We start from the raw sequence: 23,492 nt of genomic DNA, 5'->3' as shown, positions 1-23,492 counted from the left end.
TCAGCCGACCTTGATCTCGTTGTAGACGGGCACGCTGAACGGGTTGAGTTCCACACCGGAGAGCCGCTCGGAGTAGCCCGCGCTGCCGTTCTGGTACCAGAGCGGGATGGCGGCCATGTGGTCCCGCACCACCTCCTCGGCCTGCTGGAAGGTGGCGACCGACGTGGCGGTGTCCGTCTCGGCGTTGGCCCGGTCCACGAGCCGGTCGAACTCGGCGTTGTCCCACTTGCCGTCGTTGGAGGAGGCGTCGGTGTAGTAGAGCGGCTGGAGGAAGTTCTGGATGAGCGGGTAGTCCATCTGCCAGCCGGCGCGGAAGGGGCCGGTCATCTTGTGCTGCCCGAGCTGGTTGCGGAAGTCCGCGAAGGTGCCGACCGGGTTGCCGACACAGGCGTCGTCCTTGCCCAGCGCCCTGTTGACGGAGTTGCAGACGGCGTCGATCCACTCCTTGTGGGAGCCGGTGTCGGCGTTGTACGTGATCTTCACCTGGCCGCCGGGGATGCCGCCGCCCTCCTTGACCAGCCGCTTCGCCTCGGCGGGGTCGTACTCGCAGGCGTGCCCGCACAGCCCCTCCTTGAAGCCGCCCTCCTTGCCGAGCACCGGTGAGGTCCAGTCGGTGGCGGGGGTGCGGGTCTGCCGGAAGATCGTGTCGGTGATCTGCTTGCGGTTGATCGCCATGGAGAGCCCGGTGCGCACCTTCTCGGCGCCGGGCGTGTTCCAGCGGGCGTCGTAGAACGGGAAGGCGAGCGTCTGGATGATCCCGGCGGGCGTGTTGATGTACCGGTCGCCGAGGTCGGTCTTGACGTTCCTGAGCTGGGCGGCGGGGATGTCGTCGACCAGGTCGAGGTTGCCGGCCATCAGGTCGGTGTAGGCGGTGTTGTTGTCGGTGTAGACCTTGAGGTCCACGCCGTCGTTGAGCGCCTTGTCGGGCCCGGGGTAGGCGTCCCACTTCTTCAGGTTCATCTGGGAGCCCTTGGTGTACGCCTCGATCGTGTACGGGCCGTTGCCCACCGGTCGCTTCACCCAGGCCGCGTGGTCGGTGAAGAAGGCGCGCGGCAGCGGGGCGAAGGCCGCGTAGCCGAGGGTGTCGGGGAAGCCGGAGAACTTCTGGCCGAGGGCGACGGTGAAGGTGTGGTCGTCCACCACCTTCAGCCCGGAAAGGGTGTCGGCGCTCTGCCTGCCGCTCTCGGGGTGGACCTTGTCGTAGCCCTCGATGTAGCCGAAGAAGTACGCGTTCTTCTGGTTGTTCTTCAGGCTCGCGCCGTAGTTCCACGCGTCCACGAAGGAGCGGGCGGTCACCTTCTCGCCGTTGGAGAAGGTCCAGCCGTCCTTGACCTTGACGGTGAAGTGCCGGGAGTCGCTGGTGTCGATGCTCTGCGCGAGCATGTCGGTGGCGGCGCCGGTCTTCGGGTCGTACTTCTTCAGCCCCCGGAAGATCATGTCGAGCACCTTGCCGCCCTGCACCTCGTTGGTGTTGGCGGGCTCCAGCGGGTTCTGCGGGTCGCCCCAGGAGGAGCTGAGCACCCCGCCGCTCCCGGCGCCGCTGCCGCCGCCCGCGCAGCCCGTGGCGGTGAACGCCAGCGCGAGAACACCGGCGGCCAGCCGGGGGCGCGCGGATGGGCGCATGATGCCTCCTCCTGAGGGTGCCGTCCCGGAACCTGCGGGTGCCGTCCCGGACTCCGCGGGTGCCGTCTCGGATTCGAATATCGGCACATACCGCACCCCCCGCACGCGCAGACGCCCGTCTGCGGTGCCGCTTAGCTCGTTCGGGTTGCGCGATTGCTCCGAGCCGTCGCACGCCGGCTCCGACCGGGCGAACCGTGTCGTACGCGTGTGCCGCCAGCCCCTCACCAGCAGGTCTTCACAGGACTGGACCAATGTCCGCGAGACCCCCGCTCACCTGGGCTTTTCCGCAGGCCACAGCGGTTCTCACCACCGTTGACGCGTGCAGATCACCCTGATAGACAAGCTCATCACTTTCGGCCGACGGCATACCGACGGCCGTGACCGGGCAGTCCAACAAGCGGTTTCCGTGCGAGCGATGACGTGAGGTCACGACCTATGAGCACACACGGCCAGTACGGAGGACGAAAGTTGACGCCAAGACGCCCGTGGTCCCCGGGCCGCCGGCTGGGCGCCGCCGCGGCGGCCGCCCTGACGGTCACGGCGGGACTCGTCACGCCGCTCGGCCCGGCGCCCCAGCCGGCCGAGGCCGCTCCGGCGGACAGGACGCTCACCGTGGCGGTCGCGCAGAGCGTCGACTCGCTCAACCCCTTCCTGGCCATACGCCTGCTCAGCACGAGCGTCATGCGGCTGACGTACGAGTACCTGAACGACTACGACCCCGCCGACGGCCACCCGGTCCCGGGCCTCGCCACCAAGTGGGAGCCCTCGGCCGACAAGCTCACCTGGACCTACACCATCCGCTCCGACGCCAAGTGGACGGACGGGCAGAAGGTGACCGCCCAGGACGCGGCCTGGACCTTCAACAAGATGATGACCGACGAGGCGGCCGGCACCGCCAACGGCGGCTTCGTCACCAACTTCCGCAAGGTGTCGGCGCCCGGCCCCGACAAGCTGGTCATCGAGCTGAAGAAGCCGCAGGCCACGATGACCGCGCTGGACGTCCCGATCGTGCCCGAGCACATCTGGAAGAACGTCGGCGACATCGGCAAGTTCACCAACGCCAAGGACTTCCCCCTCGTCGGCGACGGCCCCTTCACCGTCACCTCCTACCGGGCCGACAGCTACGTCCGGCTGAAGGCCAACAAGACCTTCTGGCGCGGTGCCCCCCAGTTCGACAACCTGGTCTTCAAGTACTACAAGGACCAGGACGCCGCCGTCGCCGCCCTCCGCAAGGGCGAGGTCTCCTTCGTCGCCGGGTCGCCCTCCCTGACCCCGGCCCAGGCCGCCTCCCTCAAGGGCCAGCCGAACATTCACCTGAACGAGGCACCGGGCCGCCGCTTCTACGCCCTCGCCGTCAACCCCGGCGCCCGCGCGAAGAACGGCGAGAAGTTCGGCGACGGCGACCCCTCGCTGCTCGACCCCCGGGTGCGCCAGGCCCTCTTCATGGCGGTCGACCGCAAGGCCCTCGTCGACAAGGTCTTCCAGGGCCACGCCGTCCAGGGCCAGGGCTATCTGCCGCCCCGCTTCTCCTCGTACTTCTGGAAGCCCTCCGGCGGCCAGGAGCGGGCCTACGACCCCGCCGAGGCGGGCCGGCTGCTCGACCGGGCCGGGTACAAGAAGAACGCCGACGGCAAGCGCACCGGCAAGAACGGCAAGCCGCTGGACTACCGCGTGCTGTGCCACGCCACCGACCCCAACGACAAGGCGGTCGGCCAGTACCTCAAGGAGTGGTGGGGCAAGCTCGGCGTCGGCATGTCGCTCGACTGCCTCGACAACGTCACCGACCCCTGGCTCGCCGGCAAGTACGACCTCGCCTTCGACGGCTGGTCGGTCAGCCCCGACCCCGACGCCGTCCTGGCCATCCACACCTGCGGCGCCCTGCCCGCCACCCCGAAGGACACCGGGCTCACCGACAACTTCATCTGCGACAAGAAGTTCGACGAGCTGTACGCGAAGCAGCTGGCCGAGTACGACCCCGCCCGGCGGGCTGAACTCGTCAAGCAGGCGGAGTCGCGGCTGTACGACACGGGGTACATGAACGTCATGGCGTACCCGAACGCGGTGGAGGCCTACCGCACCGACCAGATCAAGTCCATCGAGACCATGCCCAAGGCGGCGGGCAACATCTACGGCCAGGACGGCTACTGGAGCTGGTGGTCGGCGGTCCCGGCCGCCTCCGCCAAGTCCAAGGGGTCGGACTCGACCGGTGTCGTGATCGGGATCGTCGTCGGCGTGGTGGTCCTCGCCGGTGCCGCCTTCCTGCTCACCCGGCGGCGCCGCGCCTCCGCCGACGACCGCGAGTAGCCCATGGAACCGATGAACCACCCGGCCCGGCGGCGGGCGGTGCCCGATGGCCGCTGACCTCTCCCCCGCCGAGGCCGGCGCCCCGGGTCCCGCCGCCGTCGCACCCGACATCGGCGGCCCCCGGGCGCGCACCTGGCCCGGGTACGCCCGCTATGTCGCGGGCAAGCTCGGCGGCGCCGTCGTCTCGCTGTTCGCCGTGCTCGTCACCGGCTTCTTCCTGTTCCGGCTGATCCCCGGCGACCCGGTCAAGGCCATGACCGGCGGCCGCCGGGTCTCGGCGGAGCAACTCGCCGCCTACCGGCGGGAGTTCGGGCTCGACCTGCCGATGTGGCAGCAGTTCACGCAGTACTGCGGCAAGGCGCTCAGCGGCGATCTGGGCACGTCGTACCAGTTCCACACCCCGGTCACCGACAAGATCGGCGAGGCACTGCCGAACACCCTGCTGCTCACCGGCACGGCGTTCGTGCTCTACACCGCGCTCGGCATGTACCTGGGCACCCGCTCCGCCTGGCGGCACGGCGGCCTCGGCGACCGGATCAACACCGGTCTGGCGCTCACCCTCTACTCGCTGCCGTCCTTCTGGCTCGGCCTGCTGCTCACCATCGTGCTCTCGGTGGGCATGGGCCCGATCCCGGGGCTTTTCCCGACGGGCGGCATGGAGTCGGGCGACACGAGCGGCTTCGCGTACGTCCTCGACGTCGCCCACCACATGGTCCTGCCGGTGCTCACCCTGATCGCGGTCGAGTACGGCCAGACGCTGCTGGTCACCCGTTCGGCCCTGCTGGACGAGATGGGCAGCGACTATCTGACGACGGCGCGCGCCAAGGGCCTGCGGGACGACCTGGTGCGCCGCCGGCACGCGGTGCCGAACGCGCTGCTGCCCACCGTCACCCTGGTCTTCGTCAACCTCGGCCGGACCGTCGCGGGCGTGATCCTGGTCGAGACCGTCTTCTCCTGGCCGGGCCTCGGCAGCCTCTTCTACCAGGCCCTCAGCGTGCCCGATCTGCCCCTGGTGCAGGGGCTGTTCCTCCTCTTCGCCTCGGCGGTGATCGTCATGAACACCCTGGCCGACCTGGTCTACCCGCTGTTCGACCCCCGGGTGGGCCGATGACCTCCACCGTCGCCGAGCCGGGACCCGGCACCGGACCCGGCACCGGAGCCGGCCCAGGCCCCGGCCCCCGGACGCTCGCCTGGCAGCGCCGCCGCCGCTCGGCCCTGCGGTTCTGGCGGCAGTACCGCACCCACCGCGCCGGGGTGATCGGGCTCGCCGCCCTCGTGCTGTTCGCGCTGATCGCCCTCACCGCGCCGCTGACCGTCGGCCCGGACGTGGCCCGGGTGACCGACGCGCCGGGCAACCCGCTGGAGGCGCCGAGCGGCCACTTCCCGCTCGGCACCGACCGGTTCGGGCGCGACCTGCTGGGCCTGGTCGTCTGGGGCGCGCGGGTCTCCCTCCTGGTCGGACTCCTCGCGGCCGTGCTGTCGGTGGCGATCGGCACCGTCGTCGGGATCGTCGCCGGGCACTTCCGGGGGGCCTGGTCGACCGTGCTGATGCGGATCACCGACTGGTTCCTGGTGATGCCCACGCTGGTGCTCGCGATCGCGCTGGCCACCGTGATGTCCCGCTCCCTGAGCACGGTGATCCTCGCCATCGGCGTCACGACCTGGCCCGTCACCGCCCGGCTGGTGCGGGCCCAGACGCTGGCCGTGGAGTCCCGCCCCTACATCGAGCGGGCCCGGGCGCTCGGCGGCGGCCACTGGCACGTCATGACCCGGCACGTGCTGCCCAACGTCATGCCGCTCGTGCTCGCGCAGACCACGCTGATGGTGTCCTCCTCCATCCTGGCCGAGGCCACCCTCGCCTTCCTCGGGCTCGGCGACCCGTCGGTCGTCTCCTGGGGCGGGCTGCTCCAGGACGCGCGCGAGGCGGGCGCGGTCAGCGCGGGCGACTGGTGGTACCTGGTGCCGCCCGGCGTCGCCATCGCCCTGGTGGCGCTGGCGTTCACGCTGTGCGGGCGCGCCGTGGAGTCCGTCCTCAATCCCCGGCTGGGGGTGGCCCGTTGAGCCTGCTCGAACTGCGGAACCTGACCGTGACGTACCCGGGCGGTGCCGCCGCCGTCCGGGGGGTGGACCTGTCGGTGGCGGCGGGCGAGAAGCTCGGCATCGCCGGGGAGTCCGGCTGCGGCAAGTCCACGCTGGCGCTCGCCGCGCTGCGGCTGCTGCCCGTCGGCACCGAGGTGGGCGGGCAGATCCTCCTCGACGGGGAGGACATCCTCACGATGCGCTGGGGCCGGGTGCGCGCGGTGCGCTGGGCGGGCGCGTCCATCGTGTTCCAGGGCGCCATGCACTCGCTCAACCCCGTGCACCGCGTGGGCGAGCAGATCGCCGAGCCCATCCTGCTGCACAACGGGGCGACCCCGGCCGCCGCGAGGAAGCGGACCGGTGAACTCCTGGAGCAGGTCGGCCTGCCCGCCGCCCGCGCGTCGGCGTACCCGCACGAGCTCTCCGGCGGCCAGCGCCAGCGCGTCATGATCGCCATGGCGCTGGCCTGCGACCCCCGGCTGGTCGTCGCGGACGAGCCGACCACCGCCCTGGACGTGATGATCCAGGCACAGATCCTGCGGCTGATCGAACGGCTCGTCAGCGAGCAGAACGTGGCCCTGGTCATGATCAGCCACGACCTCGCGGTCCTCGCGGACACCTGCGACCGGCTCGCGGTGATGTACGCGGGCCGGGTCGTGGAGGAGGGCCCCGCCCGCGCCGTCCACGAGAACGCTCAACACCCTTACGCCCAGGCCCTGTCGGGGGCTTTCCCGCGCATCGGCGACCCGGCCTCCCGGTTCGCCCCGCGCGGCCTGCCCGGCGACCCGCCCGACCCGTTCGCGCTGCCCGCCGGCTGCGCCTTCCACCCGCGCTGCCCGGTGTCGCTGCCCGAGTGCGCCACCGAGGACCAGCCGCTGCGGACGGCGGAGCCGGGACGGGTGGCGGCGTGCGTCCATGTGAGGGCGCCGGACGGGGCCGCCGGGCCGGTACGGACCGCCGGGACCGTACGGGACGACACGGCCGTACGAGACGACGGGACCGTACGGGACGACGCGGCCGCCGACCACGCGACGGAGCCGGAGAACACCGGGAGCACCTCATGACGACGACCGGTGAGCACCCCATGCCGGCCACCGAGCCGCCCGCCCTGCTCGGCGCCCACGGCCTGCGGGTGGTCTTCCCCGGCCGCTCCGGGGCCGCCCCCGCACGCGCCGTCGACCAGGTCGAACTGGAGATCCGCCCGGGCGAGATCGTCGCGCTGGTCGGCGAGTCCGGCTGCGGCAAGTCCACGCTCGCCCGCGCCCTGCTCGGCCTGGTGAAGCCGACGGCGGGCGAGGTGTCGTTCGCCGGACGCCCGCTGGAGTACTCCACCCGCGCCCTGCGCGCCTACCGCCGGCGTGCGCAGCTGGTCCTCCAGGACCCCATCGGCTCGCTCAACCCCCGGCACACGGTGTACGAGGCGGTGGCGGAGGGGCTGCGCATCCACGGGCACTCCGGCGACGAGCGGGCGGCGGTCGCGGGCGCCCTCTCCCGGGCCGGGCTGCGGCCCCCGGAGCGGTTCTTCCTGCGCTACCCGCACGAGCTGTCCGGCGGCCAGCGCCAGCGCGTGGTGATCGCGGGCGCGCTGGTCCTGGAGCCCGAACTCCTCGTCGCCGACGAGCCGGTGGCCTCCCTGGACGCCTCGGTGCGCGGCGAGATCCTGGACCTGCTGCTGCGGCTGCGCACCGAACTGGGCCTGGCCGCGCTGGTGGTGACCCACGACCTGGGCCTCGCCTGGAACATCGCGGACCGGGTGGCGGTGATGTACCTGGGCCGGATCGTGGAGACGGGCCGGGTCGAGCAGGTCCTCACGGCGCCCCGGCACCCGTACACCCAGGCCCTGTTGTCCGTCCTCCCGGACGCGCCCGGCGACCCCGTGATCCTCACCGGTGAGCCCCCGGACCCTTCCCGCATCCCCACCGGCTGCCGCTTCCGGGCCCGCTGCCCGGTGCTGGCGAGCGGCGAGGCGGAACGGGCGGGCGTGGCCGGCGCGTGCCGTACCGAGGACCCGGCCGTCCTCGACGCGGGCCCCACCGCCCAGGCGGCCTGCCACTGGGTGCACGCACAGGTGACCGCGTGAGCATGACCCCACAGGGCCCCGGAAACGCCGAGTTCCCGGCACCCTCCACGCGGAAGGGCACCGGGAACCCGGCGGGCCGGGGGGCGGGGGGCGGGTCAGGCGTGGACCACGTCCTTCTCCTCGGCGAAGTGGCAGGCCGACTCGTGGGCCGCCGGGGTGTCGCTGCCCTGGAAGCGCTCGGGCACGGCCAGCAGCGGCACCTCCTCGGCGCACTTGTCCTGGGCCTTCCAGCACCGGGTGCGGAACCGGCAGCCCGAGGGCGGGTTGGCCGGGGAGGGCACGTCACCGGTGAGGATGATGCGCTCGCGGTTCTCCCGCGCGTCCGGGTCCGGCACCGGGACCGCCGACAGCAGCGCCTGGGTGTACGGGTGCGTCGGGTGGTCGTAGATCTGCTCGTCCGAGCCGATCTCGGCCATCTTGCCGAGGTACATCACGCCCACGCGGTCCGAGATGTGCCGGACGATCGACAGGTCGTGCGCGATGAAGATGTAGGAGAGGTTGAACTCGTCCTGCAGGCGCTCCATCAGGTTGATGACCTGCGCCTGGACGGAGACGTCCAGGGCCGAGACCGGCTCGTCGCAGATGATGATCTCGGGGTTGAGCGCGAGGCCGCGGGCGATGCCGATGCGCTGGCGCTGACCGCCGGAGAACTGGTGCGGGTAGCGGTTGATGTGCTCCGGGTTGAGGCCGACGACCTCCAGCAGCTCCTGCACCCGCTTGCGCCGCTCGCCCTTCGGGGCCACCTCGGGGTGGATGTCGAAGGGCTCCCCGATGATGTCGCCCACCGTCATACGGGGGTTGAGCGAGGTGTACGGGTCCTGGAACACCATCTGGATGTTGCGCCGCACCGCGCGCAGCGCGCGGCCCGACAGCTTGGTGATGTCCTGGCCCTTGTAGAAGATCTCGCCGGCGGTCGCCCGCTCCAGGTTCATCAGCAGCTTGGCGACCGTGGACTTGCCACAGCCGGACTCGCCGACGATGCCGAGGGTCTCGCCCTGGTAGAGGTCGAAGGAGATGCCGTCGACGGCCTTGACGGCGCCGATCTGCCGCTTGAACAGGATGCCCTGGGTGAGCGGGAAGTGCTTCACCAGGTTGCGCACCTGGAGGATCGGCTCGCCCCGCTCGACGGGCGCCTCGATCGCGGCGACCGCTTCCGTCTCGGTGGCGGCGTCGACGGTCTCGACCTCGGAGACGTTCGGGGTGGCATCGACCGGGACGTCCTTCTCGATCGGCTCAGCCATTGATCGTCTCCTTCCAGAAGTGGCACGCCGAGCCGCGCCCGGGCAGCTCGGTGCCGTCCGGCTCGGTGACCGGGTTCAGGGCCGGGACCTCGGTGCGGCAGATGTCCTGGACCTTGGGGCAGCGCGGGCTGAAGGCACAACCCTCGGGGATGTGCAGCAGGTTGGGCGGCAGACCCTTGATCGCGTACAGCTCCTGGCCCTTCTGGTCCAGGCGCGGGATCGAGTCCAGCAGACCCCGGGTGTAGGGGTGGGCCGGACGCTTGTACAGCTCGTGCACGGGCGCCGTCTCGACGATCCGGCCCGCGTACATCACGGCGATCTTGTCCGCCACGTCCGCGACGACACCGAGGTCGTGCGTGATGAGGATCAGACCCATGTTGTATTCGCGCTGGAGTTCGGCGAGCAGGTCCATGACCTGGGCCTGAACGGTCACGTCGAGTGCCGTGGTGGGCTCGTCCGCGATGATCAGGTCCGGCTCCAGGGCCAGCGCCATGGCGATCATGATGCGCTGGCGCATACCGCCGGAGAACTGGTGCGGGTAGTCGTTGACCCGGGCCGCGGCGGCCGGGATCTTCACCCGGTCCATCAGCTCGATGGCCTTGGCCTTGGCCTGCTTGCGGGACATGCCCTGGTGCACCCGGAACATCTCGCCGAGCTGGTAGCCGACGGTCAGCACCGGGTTGAGCGAGGACAGCGCGTCCTGGAAGATCATCGCGATTTTGGCACCGCGGATCTTCCGGCGCTCCTCGCCGGACATCTTGAGCATGTCCTTGCCGCGGAACAGGATCTCGCCCTGCGGGATACGGCCCGGCGGCATGTCCAGGATGCCCATGACGGCCTGCGCGGTGACCGACTTGCCGGACCCGGACTCGCCGAGCACGGCGAGCGTCTCGCCTTCGCTGACGCTGTAGTTGACTCCGTTGACCGCCTTGGCCACGCCCTCGCGGGTGTGGAACTCGACGTGCAGGTCCCGTACTTCGAGCAGCGGTGCCTGCGCACCGTCGGAGCTGTGCGCGGGGGAGACGGCGTCTTCGATGATGGTCATGATTACGCCCTCCTCAGCGCAGCTTGGGGTCGAAGGCGTCGCGGACCACGTCGCCGAGCATGATGAACGCGAGCACGGTGATGCTCAGGGCGCCGGCCGGGAACAGCAGCGCGTGCGGCGAGGTGAGCCAGCGGTCCTGCGCGTCACTGATCATCAGGCCCCAGGAGATGTCCGGGGACTGGACGCCGATGCCCAGGTAGGACAGCGCGGCCTCGGCGGCGATGTAGACGCCGAGGTTCATGGTGGAGACGACCACGATCGGGGCGAGCGTGTTGGGCAGGATGTGCCGGAAGGCGATCCGCAGCGGGCCCGCGCCGAGCGCCCGGGCGGCGGCGACGTAGTCGTTGTACTTGTTGCCGATGACCTCGCCGCGCATGATCCGGTAGACCTGCGGCCAGCCCAGGATCGACAGCACCAGGGAGACGGTCCAGACGTTGCTGCTGCCCACCATCGACATGATCAGCAGACCACCGATGAGGATCGGCAGCGCGTAGAAGATCTCCGAGACGCGGGAGATCAGCGAGTCGGCCCAGCCGCCCCACAGACCGGCCAGCATGCCGATGACTCCGCCGAGCACCGTCGTCAGCACGGCGGAGACCACGCCGACGATGATCGAGTTGCGGGTGCCCCACACCGTACGGGTGTAGATGTCGCAGCCCTGGACGTCGTAGCCGAACCAGTGGCCGCCGCGCGGGCCGTCCATCGAGTGGGCCAGGTCGCAGAAGCCGTCGCTGAACGGGGAGCGCGCGGTGAACAGACCGGGCGCGGCCGCCAGGACCAGCAGGCACAGGATGACGAGGACCGAGATGATGAACATCGGCCGCCGACGCAGGTCGGTCCAGCCGTCGCGCCAGAGGCTGGCGACGCGCTCCGGCTTGCCGTCCGGCTCGGGCGCCTTGGCCGTGGGGCCGTCCGCGGGGACGGGCCGTTCAATGATCTGTTCACTCATAGCGGATCCTCGGGTCGAGCACGGCGTAGAGGACGTCGACGGCGAGGTTGGCCACCAGGTAGATCAGGATGAGCAGGGTGACCAGACCCACGATGACGGGTCCCTCGCGCAGCGAGACGGACTGGGCCAACTGACCACCGATACCGGGGAGGTTGAAGACCCGCTCCGTGATGATGGCGCCACCCATCAGCGAACCGAGGTCCATGCCGAGGAAGGTGACGACGGGGATGAGGGAGTTGCGCAGCGCGTGGACGCCGATGACGCGGCGGCGCGGAAGGCCCTTGGCGATGGCGGTGCGGACGTAGTCCGAACGAACCGATTCGATCATGCTGGTACGGGTCAGCCGGGCGATGTACGCCATCGACGTGGCGGCGAGCACCAGACCGGGCAGCACATAGCTGGTGGGCCAGCCGTCCTCGATACCCGCGACCGGCGTCAGCTTCCACTTGACGCCCAGTTCGAGCTGCAGGACGTTGCCGAGCACGAACACCGGGATCGAGATCAGCACCAGCGTGGCCACGAAGACCACGTTGTCGGCGAACTTCCCGCGGCGCAGCGCCGAGAGGATGCCGGCCAGGACGCCGATGACCGCCTCGAAGCCGAACGCCGTCAGCGACAGGTTCAGCGTCACCGGGAAGCGCTGGGCGACGATGTCGCTGATCGACCGGCCGGTGTAGGTGGTCCCCAGGTCACCGCGGAAGACACCGCTGATGTAGTGCCAGTACTGCAGCACGAGCGGGTCGTCCAGGTGGTACCGCACCCGAAGGATCGCGGCCAGGTGGGGGTCCTGCTTCTCGCCCATCAGGGCCCGGATCGGGTCGCCCGGCAGCAGGAAGACCAGGCAGTAAATGAGGAACGTGACGCCTATGAGTACAGGGATCGCCTGCAGCACGCGGCGCACGACGAATCGGCCCATTGGTTCTCCAAGGAATGCTGGCCCGGTCCGGTGCCGTGAAGGCGTTGTCCGGACGGGCCCGACGGCGAAGAGGGTGGGCGGGGGGAGCCAGTTGCTCCGGCATTCCCCCTGCCCACCCCCTGGCCCGCCGCTTCACGCGGCGGGCGCGCTACTCTGCTCCGCTCAGCCGAGCTTGACGCTCGTCCAGTCGATCTGGTGAGCGATGACGTTGATGGAGCTGATCTTGTTGCTGAAGCCCGAGTTGAGCCGGTAGAAGTACACCGGGATGTACGGCAGCTCCTTGAGCAGGACGTCGTCCGCTTCCTGGTACTTCTTGATGGCGTCGGCCGCGGTGGGCGCCTGGTCGGCCTGACCCAGGAGCTTCTCGAACTCCGGGTTGACGTAACCCGAGTAGTTCGAGCCGTTCTCGATGGCGTCCTTGGAGAAGATCGGGCGGAGGAAGTTCTCCATGTTCGGGTAGTCCATCTGCCAGCCCATGCGGAAGGCACCCTGGTACTTCTTGTCGTCCAGGTCGTTCAGGATGGCCTGGAACTGCTCGAACGGCTTGGCCTTCACCTTGACGCCGAGGCTCTTCTGGATCTGGTTGGCCACCGCCTCGACCCAGGTCTTGTGGTCGCCGTCCGCGTTGTAGCCGATCTCCAGGGTGTTGCCGGGCAGACCGCCGGCCTCCTTGAAGAGCTGCTTGGCCTTGGTCGGGTCGTAGGTGCACGCGTCACCGCAGGCACCCTTGCGGTAGCCGTCGATCAGCGGCGGGACGTAGTCGTCGGCCGCGACACGGGCGCCGAGGAACACCTTCTTGGCGATGGCGTCCCGGTCGATCGACATGGAGATCGCTTCGCGGATCTTCGGGTTCTTGAAGGCCTTGTTGTACTTCAGCGGGAAGCCGATGTAACCGACCGCGCCCTCGGGGCGGTCGATGGTGTGGCCCGGCAGGTCCTTCTTGTACGTGGCCAGACCCGAGGTGGGGACCACCGGCAGGACGTCGAGGTTGCCCGCGACCAGGTCCTTGTAGGCGGTGTTCTGGTCCGAGTAGACCTTGAAGTTGATGCCCTTGACGGGGTAACGCGAGGCATCGGGGTACTTGTCGTACTTGGTGAGCTCGATGCCCTCGTTGTCCACGAAGGAGGTCTTCGCCTGGTAAGGGCCGTTGCCGATCGGCTTCTTGCCGAAGCCCTTCGGGTCCTTGAAGAACGCCTTCGGCAGCGGGGAGAAGCCGGAGAACGACAGCTGGGTCGGGAACGCCGAGAACGGGGCGGTCAGCGTGACCTGCAGCGTGTCCTTGTCGACCGCCTTCAGGCCCGACAGGGTGTGGGTCTTGACGGTCTTCTTCGGGCCCGGGTTCAGGTCCGAGAACCCCTGAATGTGGCTGAAGAGGGGGTTGGTCTGCTGCGCGTTGGTCTGGTCGGCGCCGTAGTTCCAGGCGTCGACGTAGGACTGCGCGGTGACCGGCTCGCCGTTGTGGAAGGTGAAGCCCTGCTTGAGCTTGATCGTCCAGACCTTGTTGTCCTTCGTGTCGATGGACTGGGCCTCGTCGTTGACGATCTTGTTGCTGGCGTCGATCTTGGTGAGGCCGGTGAAGAGGGCGTGAATGACCTGCCCACCCTCGGTCTCGTAAGTGTTGGTCGGGACAAGCGTGTTCTGCGGCTCGCCGATCTCAACCGACACGACGCCGTTGTTCTTGCCGTCGGCCGAGCCGTTGCCGGTGTGCCCGCCGCCACCGCAGGCGGTCGCTCCCATGGCCACAACTATCGCGACAGCGGCCCACTTGGCACCCTTGGCACCACGCATGGGGCTCCTCCTCATGAGTCCATTGATTCACCACGTAGAGGGGCGCATGACACGTCACCGTCACCGGCGCCTGAAATGGTCCCGACACCCCCGCCCGTGAGCCGGCGCCACCCGCAGCGCTTGACCCGTTGACCCGAGCTCTACGCGCCTAACTATCTGCCATGCGAACGGGAGCGAACCACACCTTCAAGGTCTCGGTTCGATCACACCTGCCGCCTACTTCTCCCAAAATCCGGACAAAGAGTCTGGTGAAAGATCCCTGCGAAACGGACTTGTTACACAGCTATCGGGTCGCATCGTCCGAATAGCGGACGGGAGATATGAAAAATCAATTGCGCAAATGGGCGGAATGAGCTCTGTCGAGCCCCGCCTGCGCCGCGGCGGAGAACAGACCGGCATCAATGGCACGGCACCCCGCGGATTCGGGCCACTGTAACAACGAAGCGGGCCTGCACAGCCGGATGCGAGGGTCCTGGCAACCCGTTATAGGGAAAACCCTGTACGCACCCGGCGGGCCGGGGGACGCAGAGGGGCCCGCCCGGCGTACTGCCGGACGGGCCCCTCTGCGAAGCGGGTCCTCCCACGCCGGCCTGGCGGCCGGCGGCGGATCAGCCGTGCTTGGCGCGGCTCGCGGTGCGGCCGCGCTCCTTCTGGTCGAGGACGACCTTGCGGATGCGGACGGCCTCCGGGGTCACCTCGACGCACTCGTCGTCGCGGCAGAACTCCAGGGACTGCTCCAGGGAGAGCTTGCGCGGCGGGACGATCGCCTCGAACGAGTCGGCCGACGAGGACCGCATGTTCGTGAGCTTCTTCTCCTTGGTGATGTTCACGTCCATGTCGTCGGAGCGCGAGTTCTCGCCGACGATCATGCCCTCGTACACCTCGGTGCCGGGCTCGGTGAACAGCACACCGCGCTCCTGGAGGTTCGTCATCGCGAACGCGGTGACGGCGCCGGAGCGGTCGGCGACGAGCGAACCGTTGTTACGGGTCTGCAGGTTGCCGAACCACGGCTCGTGGCCCTCGTGGATGGAGTGGGCGATGCCCGTGCCGCGGGTCTGGGTCAGGAACTCCGTACGGAAGCCGATCAGACCACGCGAGGGGACGACGAACTCCAGGCGGACCCAGCCGGAGCCGTGGTTCGACATGTTGTCCATGCGGCCCTTGCGGACGCCCATGAGCTGCGTGACCGCGCCCATGTGCTCCTCGGGCACGTCGATCGTCATGCGCTCGACCGGCTCGTGGACCTTGCCGTCGATCATCTGGGTGACGACCTGCGGCTTGCCGACGGTCAGCTCGTAGCCCTCGCGGCGCATCTGCTCGACCAGGATGGCGAGCGCCAGCTCACCACGGCCCTGGACCTCCCAGGCGTCCGGGCGCTCGGTGTCGAGCACGCGCAGCGAGACGTTACCGATCAGCTCGCGGTCGAGGCGGTCCTTGACCTGGCGGGCGGTGACCTTGCGGTCCTTGACCGCGGCCTTGGCGTCCGCGCCCTTGCCGGTGCCGCCGCGGCCGACCAGCGGCGAGGTGTTGGTACCGATGGTCATGGAGATCGCGGGCTCGTCGACCGTGATCAGCGGCAGCGCGACCGGGTTCTCCGGGTCGGCCAGCGTCTCGCCGATCATGATGTCGGGGATACCGGCGACGGCGCAGATGTCACCGGGGCCGGCCACCTCGGCGGGCTTGCGGGTGAGCGCCTCGGTCATCATCAGCTCGGTGATGCGCACGTTCTGGATCGAGCCGTCGCGCTTGATCCACGCCACGGTCTGGCCCTTGCGCAGCTCGCCCTGCTCGACACGGAGCAGCGCGATACGGCCGAGGAAGTTGTCCGCGTCGAGGTTGGTGACGTGGGCCTGCAGCGGCGCGTCCTCCTCGTACGTGGGGGCCGGGACGTGCTCCAGGATCGTGGAGAAGAACGGCTCCAGGCTGGTGGAGTCCGCCGGGACCGTGCCGTTCTCCGGCTTGGTCAGCGACGCGATGCCGTCACGGCCGCACGCGTAGACGATCGGGAACTCGATCTGCTCCTCGTCCGCGTCCAGGTCGAGGAACAGGTCGTACGTCTCGTTGACGACCTCGTCGATGCGCGAGTCGGGGCGGTCCGTCTTGTTGATGCACAGGATGACGGGCAGCCGCTGCTGGAGCGCCTTGCGCAGCACGAAGCGGGTCTGCGGCAGCGGGCCCTCGGAGGCGTCGACGAGCAGGACGACCGCGTCGACCATCGACAGACCACGCTCGACCTCGCCACCGAAGTCGGCGTGGCCGGGGGTGTCGATGATGTTGATCGTGATCGGGTCCCCACCATCCTTGGGGTGGTACTTCACCGCCGTGTTCTTGGCGAGGATCGTGATGCCCTTCTCACGCTCCAGGTCGTTCGAGTCCATCATGCGGTCGTCGACGGAGTCGAGCTGGTGAGCGGCGAACGCGCCGGCCTGCTTCAGCATGCCGTCGACGATGGTGGTCTTGCCATGGTCGACGTGGGCGACGATGGCGACGTTACGGATGTCGTGGCGCGTGGCCATATTGCGGCGTACTCCCGGAGTTGAGGAATGCCCTGCGCGGACGTCTGTGTTGCGCGGGCCCTGCCGGGCTGGACACGCCACGGCCTCACCCCATGGTACGTGGCCCTGCGGGGGACGGCCTCCGCAGGGCCACGTACCAGGTGGGAGGGGGTTTCAGCTCTTCGTCGGGCTCGGGGAGACCTTCGCGCCCTTCTTCAGGAAGCCCATGTCCTCGTAGACCGGGGTGCGGAAACCGAAGGCGCCCGCGTTGACGAGGTTCTTCCGGGCGCCGACGAGCTGGGGGCGCTGGTAGAGGGGGATGGAGGCGGCGGTGGCCCAGATGCGGGAGTCGGCCTTGCGGATCAGGTCGCGGGCCTGGTCCGCGTCGAGGGTGGCGGCGGCCTGGTCGAAGAGCTGGTCGACCTGGTCGGTGCCGAGCCGGGTGTAGTTCTGCTCGATGTTCACCGAGCCGTCCGCGGCCGGGGCGGGCTTGGCGTAGATCGGGCGGGCGTCGGTGGCCGGGAAGGCGGTGCCGGGCCAGGAGTACAGGGCGAGGTCGAAGTCGCCGGCCGCGATGTGGTCCTTGAAGTAGCTGTCGTCCGGCACCTTGGTGACCGTCGTGCGGATGCCGACCTTCTCCAGCATCGCGGAGATCTTCTGGGCGACGGTGTCCAGGGTCTGCGAGCCCGCGCCCGAGGGGAGCACGAAGCGCAGGTCGAGGGCCTGGCCGTCCTTGGCGAGCGGGCCGGTGACGGCGCCGGCCGGGGCCGCGGTGCCCTTCGGGGCGTAGGCCCCCGGCGCGCCGCCCTGCCCGGAGTACTGCTTGCCGTCCTGGGCGAGGTCGCGGCTGCCGTCCTCGTGGCCGTTCTTGCCGTCGCCCCCCTTGCCGTCCTGCCCGCCCGGGTGCTTGTTGTCCTCGCCGACGATGTACTCGCCGTCCTTGCCGCCCTCGGAGTCGTCGTCGCCGGCCTTGCTCGCCTCGGGTCCGGCCGCCTTGTCCGGCTTCTTCTGCTTGACCGGGCCGCCCGGCACCCAGCCGGCCTCCGAGAGCAGCGCCTGCGCCTCCTTGGTGTCCTGGCCGCCGAGGGCGTCGCTGCCGTCGGCGTAGTCCGGCTGTCCGGCGAGCGCGAGGTGGCTGCCGACCGGTACGGCGGGCAGGCCGAGCGGGGTGAGCACGAGCTTGGCCAGCTCGGTGCGGTCCAGGGCGCGGGCCACGGCGCGGCGGACCCGCTCGTCGGCGAGGAGACCGCCGGCGCCGTTCATGGCGAGCTGGGTGTAGGCGGGCTCCAGCGACTTGCGGACGTCGTAGGAGCGCAGGCCCTCCTGCTCGTCCAGGTACCGGGTGATCGCCTTGCGCAGCTTCTTCTGGCCCGCGTGGACCTCGTCGGACTCCAGGCCGTGGGCGAGCGCCCAGGAGCGGAGCTTCTTCGCGGAGGTCTTGCCGCCGCCCTGGAGCGGGCTGCCCCCGCTGCCCTTGGCCGCGCCGATCCGCTGGGCCTCGGAGGCGTCGATGTCGGCGAGGTCCACGGTGCCGTCGGCCAGCGCGGTGGTGCGGTTGGTACGGGGCACCGCGTGCAGGACGATCTGGTCGAGCTTGGCGGGCTCGCCCCACCAGCGCGGGTTGCGGGTGAGGACCACGTCCTTGGCGGCGGTGTCGACCTTCTCGACCCGGAAGGGGCCGGCGGTGGTCTTCAGCTGGCGGCGGGCGCCGTCGTTGAAGGCGTCCGGGGTGCCCATGACGTCCTTCGGGTACAGCGGGGAGAACAGCGACTTCCAGTCCGCGTAGGGGCGGGAGAAGGTGACCCGGACCTGGAGGTCGCTGGCGCCGCGCTCGATCTTCTCGATGCGGTCGTACCCGGCGTTGCGGGCGGTCCAGTAGGCGCTGTCCTTGCCGGACAGGGCGCGCCACTGGGCGACGAAGTCGGCGGCGCCGATCTCGCGGCCGTCGCTCCAGACCGCCTGCTGGTTCAGCTTGTACAGCACGACCTGGCGGGGCTCGGTCTCGATGACCTTGGCCGACTCCAGGTAGGCCGGGTTGGCCTCCGGGGCGCCGTTGGCGTCGAGGCGGAACATCGACGGCAGGACGGCCTGGGCGACGCGGGTGGTGCCCGCGTCGGCGTCGGCCTGGTAGGTGTTCAGGGTCTCCGGCACCGCGTCCACGGCCCACTTCAGGGTGCCGCCCTCGGCGACCTGGGTGCGGGCGGCGAGGGCGATGTCCTGCGGGGCGAGGGGACGGTCGGCCTTGTCGTCGGAGCCGCACCCCGACAGGAGGGGGACCGCGAGGGCGCCCGCGGTGAGGAAGGCGACCGCGCGCATGACCGCGCGCAGGCCGACGCCGTCGTGGGACATCTGTGCTACCTCCGGGAAGCCGCGGACGTGGGATCACTTGTGGCGGTATATGGAGCTGATCAGATCTTTGGATCCACTGAAAACGACCTTGTCGTTCGAACGGCGGCGACACGGCGGGGCGTGCGGCAAGCCCACTCGTGCGGCGCAACCGGCCCCGCCGCGCGGGCGCCTCCCGGCGGAAAACGCGGGCGCCTCCCGGCGGAGAACACCGCGCCCCGGCGGAAAACACCGCTTCCCGCCCACTCGCGGCGCCGCCCGGCCGCCCATACGCTCCGAAATGTGACCAGCACACTGGGCCGCCCCCGGCATGCCACGGCGCACATACGCCTGCGCGTGGCCCACGCCCTGGCGGGCGGGACGGCGGCGGCGGTCTGGCTGCTGCTTCCGGCGACGGCCCACGCGCCCGGTCACACGCCCGGTCACACGCCCGGTCACACGGTCGCGGCCCCGGCGACGGTGTCCGCGACCGCCCCGGGGCAGACGTTCTCCGCCGCTCCGGCGTCCTCCCGTACGGCCGCCGGTCCCGGGGCCGCGGAGCAGGACGGCTCCGCCGTCGATCTCGCCCTGCCGCTCGTGGTGGCCGTCGCCGCCGTGGCGGTCGCCGGGTACGGCTATGTACGGCGGACCCGGCGGGTGCGCACCCGTACGACCCCGGCGGTGCTGCCGTCGGCGCCGCCCGCACCGGGCACCGCCGAGGCCGAGCGGCGGGCGCGGGAGGCTCTCGTACGCGCCGACGACTGTGTGCGGGCCTCGGCGGAGGAGCTGGCGTACGTCGCGGAGCCGGAGGGCGGACCCGCGCGGGAGGCGCTGCGGGCCGCCGAGGCGGAACTCGCGGCCGCGTTCGCGATCTTCCGGCGCTGTGCGGAGGGTGCCCCCGAGGACGCGCACGCCCGGCGGCAGGCCCTGGCGGGTGTGCTCGGCCGGTGCGAGGAGGCCGGCCGGCGCCTGGACGCGGCGGCCGCCGGACTGGACCGGCTGCGGGGGCTGGAGACGGACGTGGGCCCGGCGCTCGCGGTCGCGGAGCGGCGGTTCCGGGAGCTGACCGCGCGGGCGGCGGCCGCCCAGGGCACGGTGGCGAGGCTGCGCGAGCGGTACAGGGTGCGGGCCGACCGGTACACCGAAGTGGCGTTGGACCGGCTGGTGTTCGCGACCGCCCGGCTCAACGAGACGCGCCGCGCCGCCGATTCGGGCGACGGCCGTACGGCGGCCCGTCAACTGCGCGCCGCCGAGGGTGCGATAGCCCAGGCGGGGGTGGGGATCGACGGCGTGGAACGGCTCGCGGACCGGCTGGGCGACGCGGCCGCGCTGGTCCCTTCGGCGCTCGCCGCCGCCGGGGAGGACCCGGCGGCGCCCGCCCGGGCCGGGGAGGTGCTGACCGCCGTACGCGAGGCCCCGCGCCCGTACGACCCGCTGGAGGCGCTGCGCCGGATCACGGCGGCCGTGCGGCGGCCGGGGGAAGCGCGTGCCGAGGCGCTGTACGAGGCCGCGCGGCTCGTGGCCCTGGCCGCCGTCGAGGAGGCGGCGGACGGCATCGCCGTCCACCGGGGCGCGGTCGGCGCCGACGCCCGCACCCTGCTCGCGGCGGCCCGGCAGGCGCTCGCGGCGACGGACCGGCGGGCCGAACACGACGCCGAGGCGGACGTCCTGGCCCGGCGCGCGCGGGAGTCGGCCGAGGCGGACGAGCGCGCGTACGCCTCCCCCTACGCCGACGAGCCGGGGCATCCCGCCGGGCTCGCCGGTGCCGTGCTCGGCGGAATCCTGCTCGGCGAGGAGCCGGACGGCGGCCCGCCGGTGAGCTTCGGCGGCCCCGCGACCCGGGGCCGCCGCACCCTGCCCTGAGCCCGGTCAGAACAGGCTGAGCAGTGCCTCCGCCGGGTCCGTCAGCGTGCTGTCGGCGCCGGGCAGCGGGAGTTCGAACCACACCGTCTTGCCGCGCGGGGTACGGCGTGACCCCCAGGCCGCGCTGAGCAGCCCGACCAGCTGGAGCCCCCGCCCGCCCTCGTCGGTGTCGCGGGCGCGCCTGCGGCGGGGCTGGACGAGTCCCGCGTCCCACACCTCGCAGACCAGGGTGCGGTCGAGCAGCAGCCGGAGTCTGATCTCGCCCTCGCCGTACCGCAGGGCGTTGGTGACCAGCTCGCTGACCAGCAGTTCCGTGGTGTCGACCAGGGGCTCCAGGTCCCAGGCGAGCAGCTGGGCGCGGGCGTACTCGCGGGCGCGGCCCACGCTGCGCGGCTCGCGCGGCAGGGTCCAGTCGCCGACCGACTCGGCGGGCAGGCCCTGGACGCGGGCCAGGAGGAGGGCGATGTCGTCCTCGCCGTGCCGGGTGTCCAGGCTGCTCAGGACGTGGTCGCACACGTCCTCGAGCGGCTGGGCCGGGTCGGTGAGCGCGCCCACGAACGCCTGCAGTCCCTCGTCCAGCGGGTGGTCGCGGGACTCCACCAGGCCGTCGGTGTAGAGCGCGAGCAGGGCGCCCTCGGGGAGTTCGACCTCGACCTCCTCGAACGGCTCGCCGCCGACGCCGAGCGGCATGCCGGGCGGCACGTCGAGCATCAGCGCGTTCTCGCCGGGCTCCACCAGGACGGGGGGCAGATGGCCCGCGTTGGCGAAGGTGCAGCGCCGGGTGACGGAGTCGTAGACCGCGTAGATGCAGGTGGCGAGGTAGACCTCGCACAGGTCGGCGTCGCGCGGCTGGCGGGCGGCGCGGGTGGCCTGCTGGACGTTGCCGGAGGTGCCGAGGCCGCGCGCGATCTCGTCCAGCGCCGAGAGGACCTCGGCAGGTTCGAGGTCGAGCAGGGCCAGGGTGCGTACGGCGGTGCGCAGTTCGCCCATCGCGACGGCGGCGCGCAGGCCGCGGCCCATCACGTCGCCGACGACCAGCGCGGTGCGGTGTCCTGGCAGTTCGATGACGTCGAACCAGTCGCCGCCGACCTCGGTGGCCGCGTTGCCGGGCAGATAGCGGCAGGCGATGTCCAGGCCCGAGGCCTCGGGGTCGTCGGGCGGGAGCAGGGACCGCTGGAGTATCAGGGCGCGTTCGTGCTCGCGGCGGTACAGGCGGGCGTTGTCCATGCAGACGGCGGCGCGCGCGGCGAGTTCGACGGCGAGGTCACGGTCGCGGTCCCCGAAGGGCTCGCTGCCCTTGGTGCGGGCGAACTGCACGATGCCCACCACGGTGTCGTGCGCGACCATCGGCACGGCCAGCGTGGACTGCACGAGCCCGCCCTCCTCGGCGGGCACGCGCTGCGGACGGGCGGTGCGCAGGGCGTCCGCGCAGGCCGAGTTGAACGGGAAGCGGTGCACCGAGCCGACCTCGACCGGCTCGCCCGCGTCGCCGAAGGGCACGTCGGAGACGGCGCTGGCGAAGGCGACCCGGCGCAGTTCGGCGCTGCCGTCCGCGAGGCCCGGCGGGGTCTCGTCGCCGGTGAGCAGGCCCTGGCAGAGGTCGACGGTGGCCAGGTCGCAGAAGCCGGGGACGACCACGTCGAGCAGTTCGCGCGCGGTGGTCTCCAGGTCGAGGCTGTTGCCGATGCGGGCGCCGGCCTCGTTGAGCAGGGCGAGGTTGCGCCGGGCGGCGGCGGCCTCGCGGGCGGCGGCGCGGCGGGCGGTGATGTCGGTGCCGAGCCAGGCGATGCCGATGGGCCGTCCGCTGCCGCTGTAGACGCGGTAGAGGTTGATCGACCAGTGCCGGCGCTCGTCGGAGCCGGGCACGAAGCCGGTGACGTGCATGTCGGTGATGGAGTCGCCGGTCTCCATCACCCGGCGCAGGGTGGCGGCGACCCGGTCGGCCTCGGCGCGCGGGAGGTAGTCGTGAACTCCCTTGCCCCGGTGGTCGTCGGGTGTCCCGCCGAAGATGGACGCGAACCGCTTGTTGGCCCGGCGGACTGTCAGATCGTCGTCGATGAGCAGGAAGCCGAAGGGAGATTGGCCGAATATCGCCTGCGAGGCGGCGAGATCGGTCTCGATGCCGCGCAGGGTGCGGATGTCCACGACGATGCAGACGGCGGCGTTCTCCCCGTCGGCGGTCTTCGTGGGCATGACGTAGACCTCGGCGAGTCCCTCCTCCCCGGGCGTGCCGTCGTCCCGGTCCGGCATCCGGAAGGGGACGACGCCGGTCCACTCCCGTCCGTCCAGGATCTCGGCCATCTTGCGGTGGCCGCGCGTGTGCAGGTCGGGGTCGACGAACGCCTCGATGGGGTCCATGCCGACGGCGCGTGCGGCCGGGACACCGAGGAGCTGCTCGGCGCGCAGGCTCCACTGCTCGACCAGCCCGCCGGGGCCGATGGAGAAGGAGGCCACCTTGATGTACTCGTAGATGGAGCCGGGCGGGCTGCTCTGCCACAGGTCGGCGGACGGCGTCTCGCCGCGCGCGGCGGCAGCCGCGACCTCGCTCCTCGCGCCGTCCGACGGGTCCTCGGACTCCGTGGCCTTCGCTGGTATCTCGCTCACGCGAACCGTCCCCTCCAGCTCACCGCGTCCGGCACCGGTCACCGGGGGCGGCTGCCCGCAGTATCCAGCACTACGGCGCCGTAGGACACGGTGTTCACGATCACAGCTCGGTGCGGGTGAGTTCCGGACCGGGCCGCGACAACACTTCCCCTCTTCTAACCAGGGAACACGTCCTCGAAT

Annotated in this window: 15 protein-coding genes; 6 read left to right on the top strand and 9 right to left on the bottom strand. The window is 70.9% G+C overall.

The genetic code is table 11. The annotated features are described in order from the left end of the window. A complete protein-coding gene (locus AB0898_RS03325) occupies window positions 1-1,623 on the bottom strand; it encodes an ABC transporter substrate-binding protein (protein ID WP_366801109.1) in 1,623 nt (540 codons plus the stop codon). 435 nt (window positions 1,624-2,058) lie between these two features. On the opposite strand from AB0898_RS03325, the gene AB0898_RS03320 reads away from it, so the two are divergent. The 5 genes from AB0898_RS03320 to AB0898_RS03300 are packed head-to-tail and all read left to right on the top strand — an operon-like array spanning window position 2,059 to window position 8,086. After that, window positions 2,059-3,927, top strand: coding sequence for an ABC transporter substrate-binding protein (locus AB0898_RS03320; RefSeq protein ID WP_366801108.1), 1,869 nt, complete (start codon window positions 2,059-2,061; stop codon window positions 3,925-3,927). 46 nt (window positions 3,928-3,973) lie between these two features. Continuing rightward, entirely contained in the window at window positions 3,974-5,038 is a 1,065-nt protein-coding gene (locus tag AB0898_RS03315; RefSeq protein WP_366801107.1) for an ABC transporter permease, read from the top strand. Further along, entirely contained in the window at window positions 5,035-5,988 is a 954-nt protein-coding gene (locus AB0898_RS03310) for an ABC transporter permease (RefSeq protein WP_366801106.1), read from the top strand. The genes AB0898_RS03315 and AB0898_RS03310 overlap by 4 nt, the downstream gene beginning before the upstream one ends. After that, window positions 5,985-7,070 (top strand): ABC transporter ATP-binding protein, encoded by a 1,086-nt coding sequence (locus AB0898_RS03305; RefSeq protein WP_366801105.1) that lies wholly within the window; start codon window positions 5,985-5,987, stop codon window positions 7,068-7,070. The genes AB0898_RS03310 and AB0898_RS03305 overlap by 4 nt, the downstream gene beginning before the upstream one ends. Further along, window positions 7,067-8,086 (top strand): ABC transporter ATP-binding protein, encoded by a 1,020-nt coding sequence (locus AB0898_RS03300; protein WP_407078283.1) that lies wholly within the window; start codon window positions 7,067-7,069, stop codon window positions 8,084-8,086. The genes AB0898_RS03305 and AB0898_RS03300 overlap by 4 nt, the downstream gene beginning before the upstream one ends. A 95-nt stretch (window positions 8,087-8,181) precedes the next feature. Here the strand turns inward: AB0898_RS03300 and AB0898_RS03295 are convergent, their stop codons facing one another. The 7 genes from AB0898_RS03295 to AB0898_RS03265 form a co-directional block, all read right to left on the bottom strand. Next, complete coding sequence (locus AB0898_RS03295; RefSeq protein ID WP_366801104.1) at window positions 8,182-9,327, bottom strand: dipeptide ABC transporter ATP-binding protein; 1,146 nt, start codon at window positions 9,325-9,327, stop codon at window positions 8,182-8,184. Continuing rightward, on the bottom strand, window positions 9,320-10,372 hold the full coding sequence (locus tag AB0898_RS03290; protein WP_366801103.1) for an ABC transporter ATP-binding protein: 1,053 nt from the start codon (window positions 10,370-10,372) through the stop codon (window positions 9,320-9,322). Before AB0898_RS03290 ends, AB0898_RS03295 begins: the two co-directional genes overlap by 8 nt. 13 nt (window positions 10,373-10,385) lie before the next feature. Continuing rightward, window positions 10,386-11,321 carry an ABC transporter permease gene (locus AB0898_RS03285; RefSeq protein WP_366801102.1) on the bottom strand — a complete coding sequence of 312 codons (936 nt, stop codon included), beginning with the start codon at window positions 11,319-11,321 and terminating at the stop codon, window positions 10,386-10,388. Beyond that, window positions 11,314-12,237, bottom strand: coding sequence for an ABC transporter permease (locus tag AB0898_RS03280; protein ID WP_366801101.1), 924 nt, complete (start codon window positions 12,235-12,237; stop codon window positions 11,314-11,316). The genes AB0898_RS03285 and AB0898_RS03280 overlap by 8 nt, the downstream gene beginning before the upstream one ends. Before the next feature lie 162 nt (window positions 12,238-12,399). Next, the gene (locus AB0898_RS03275) at window positions 12,400-14,025 is read right to left on the bottom strand and encodes an ABC transporter substrate-binding protein (RefSeq protein WP_366801100.1); all 1,626 of its coding nucleotides are present in this window, start codon (window positions 14,023-14,025) and stop codon (window positions 12,400-12,402) included. Between the two features lie 608 nt (window positions 14,026-14,633). Continuing rightward, complete coding sequence (gene typA / locus AB0898_RS03270; protein WP_366801099.1) at window positions 14,634-16,541, bottom strand: translational GTPase TypA; 1,908 nt, start codon at window positions 16,539-16,541, stop codon at window positions 14,634-14,636. 153 nt (window positions 16,542-16,694) lie between these two features. Further along, window positions 16,695-18,869 carry an ABC transporter family substrate-binding protein gene (locus AB0898_RS03265; RefSeq protein WP_366801098.1) on the bottom strand — a complete coding sequence of 725 codons (2,175 nt, stop codon included), beginning with the start codon at window positions 18,867-18,869 and terminating at the stop codon, window positions 16,695-16,697. 279 nt (window positions 18,870-19,148) lie between these two features. Between AB0898_RS03265 and AB0898_RS03260 the strand changes: the two genes are divergently transcribed. Beyond that, window positions 19,149-20,708, top strand: a complete 1,560-nt coding sequence (locus tag AB0898_RS03260; RefSeq protein ID WP_366801097.1) for a hypothetical protein — start codon at window positions 19,149-19,151, stop codon at window positions 20,706-20,708. Window positions 20,709-20,714: 6 nt separating this feature from the next. Here the strand turns inward: AB0898_RS03260 and AB0898_RS03255 are convergent, their stop codons facing one another. Then, a complete protein-coding gene (locus AB0898_RS03255) occupies window positions 20,715-23,312 on the bottom strand; it encodes a SpoIIE family protein phosphatase (RefSeq protein WP_366801096.1) in 2,598 nt (865 codons plus the stop codon). Window positions 23,313-23,492 lie beyond the last annotated feature (180 nt).

Source organism: Streptomyces sp. NPDC005435, from assembly GCF_040703155.1.
Classification (GTDB): domain Bacteria; phylum Actinomycetota; class Actinomycetes; order Streptomycetales; family Streptomycetaceae; genus Streptomyces.
Note: the sequence above shows the minus strand (reverse complement) of the source record. Positions and strands in the feature narration are given on the sequence as shown.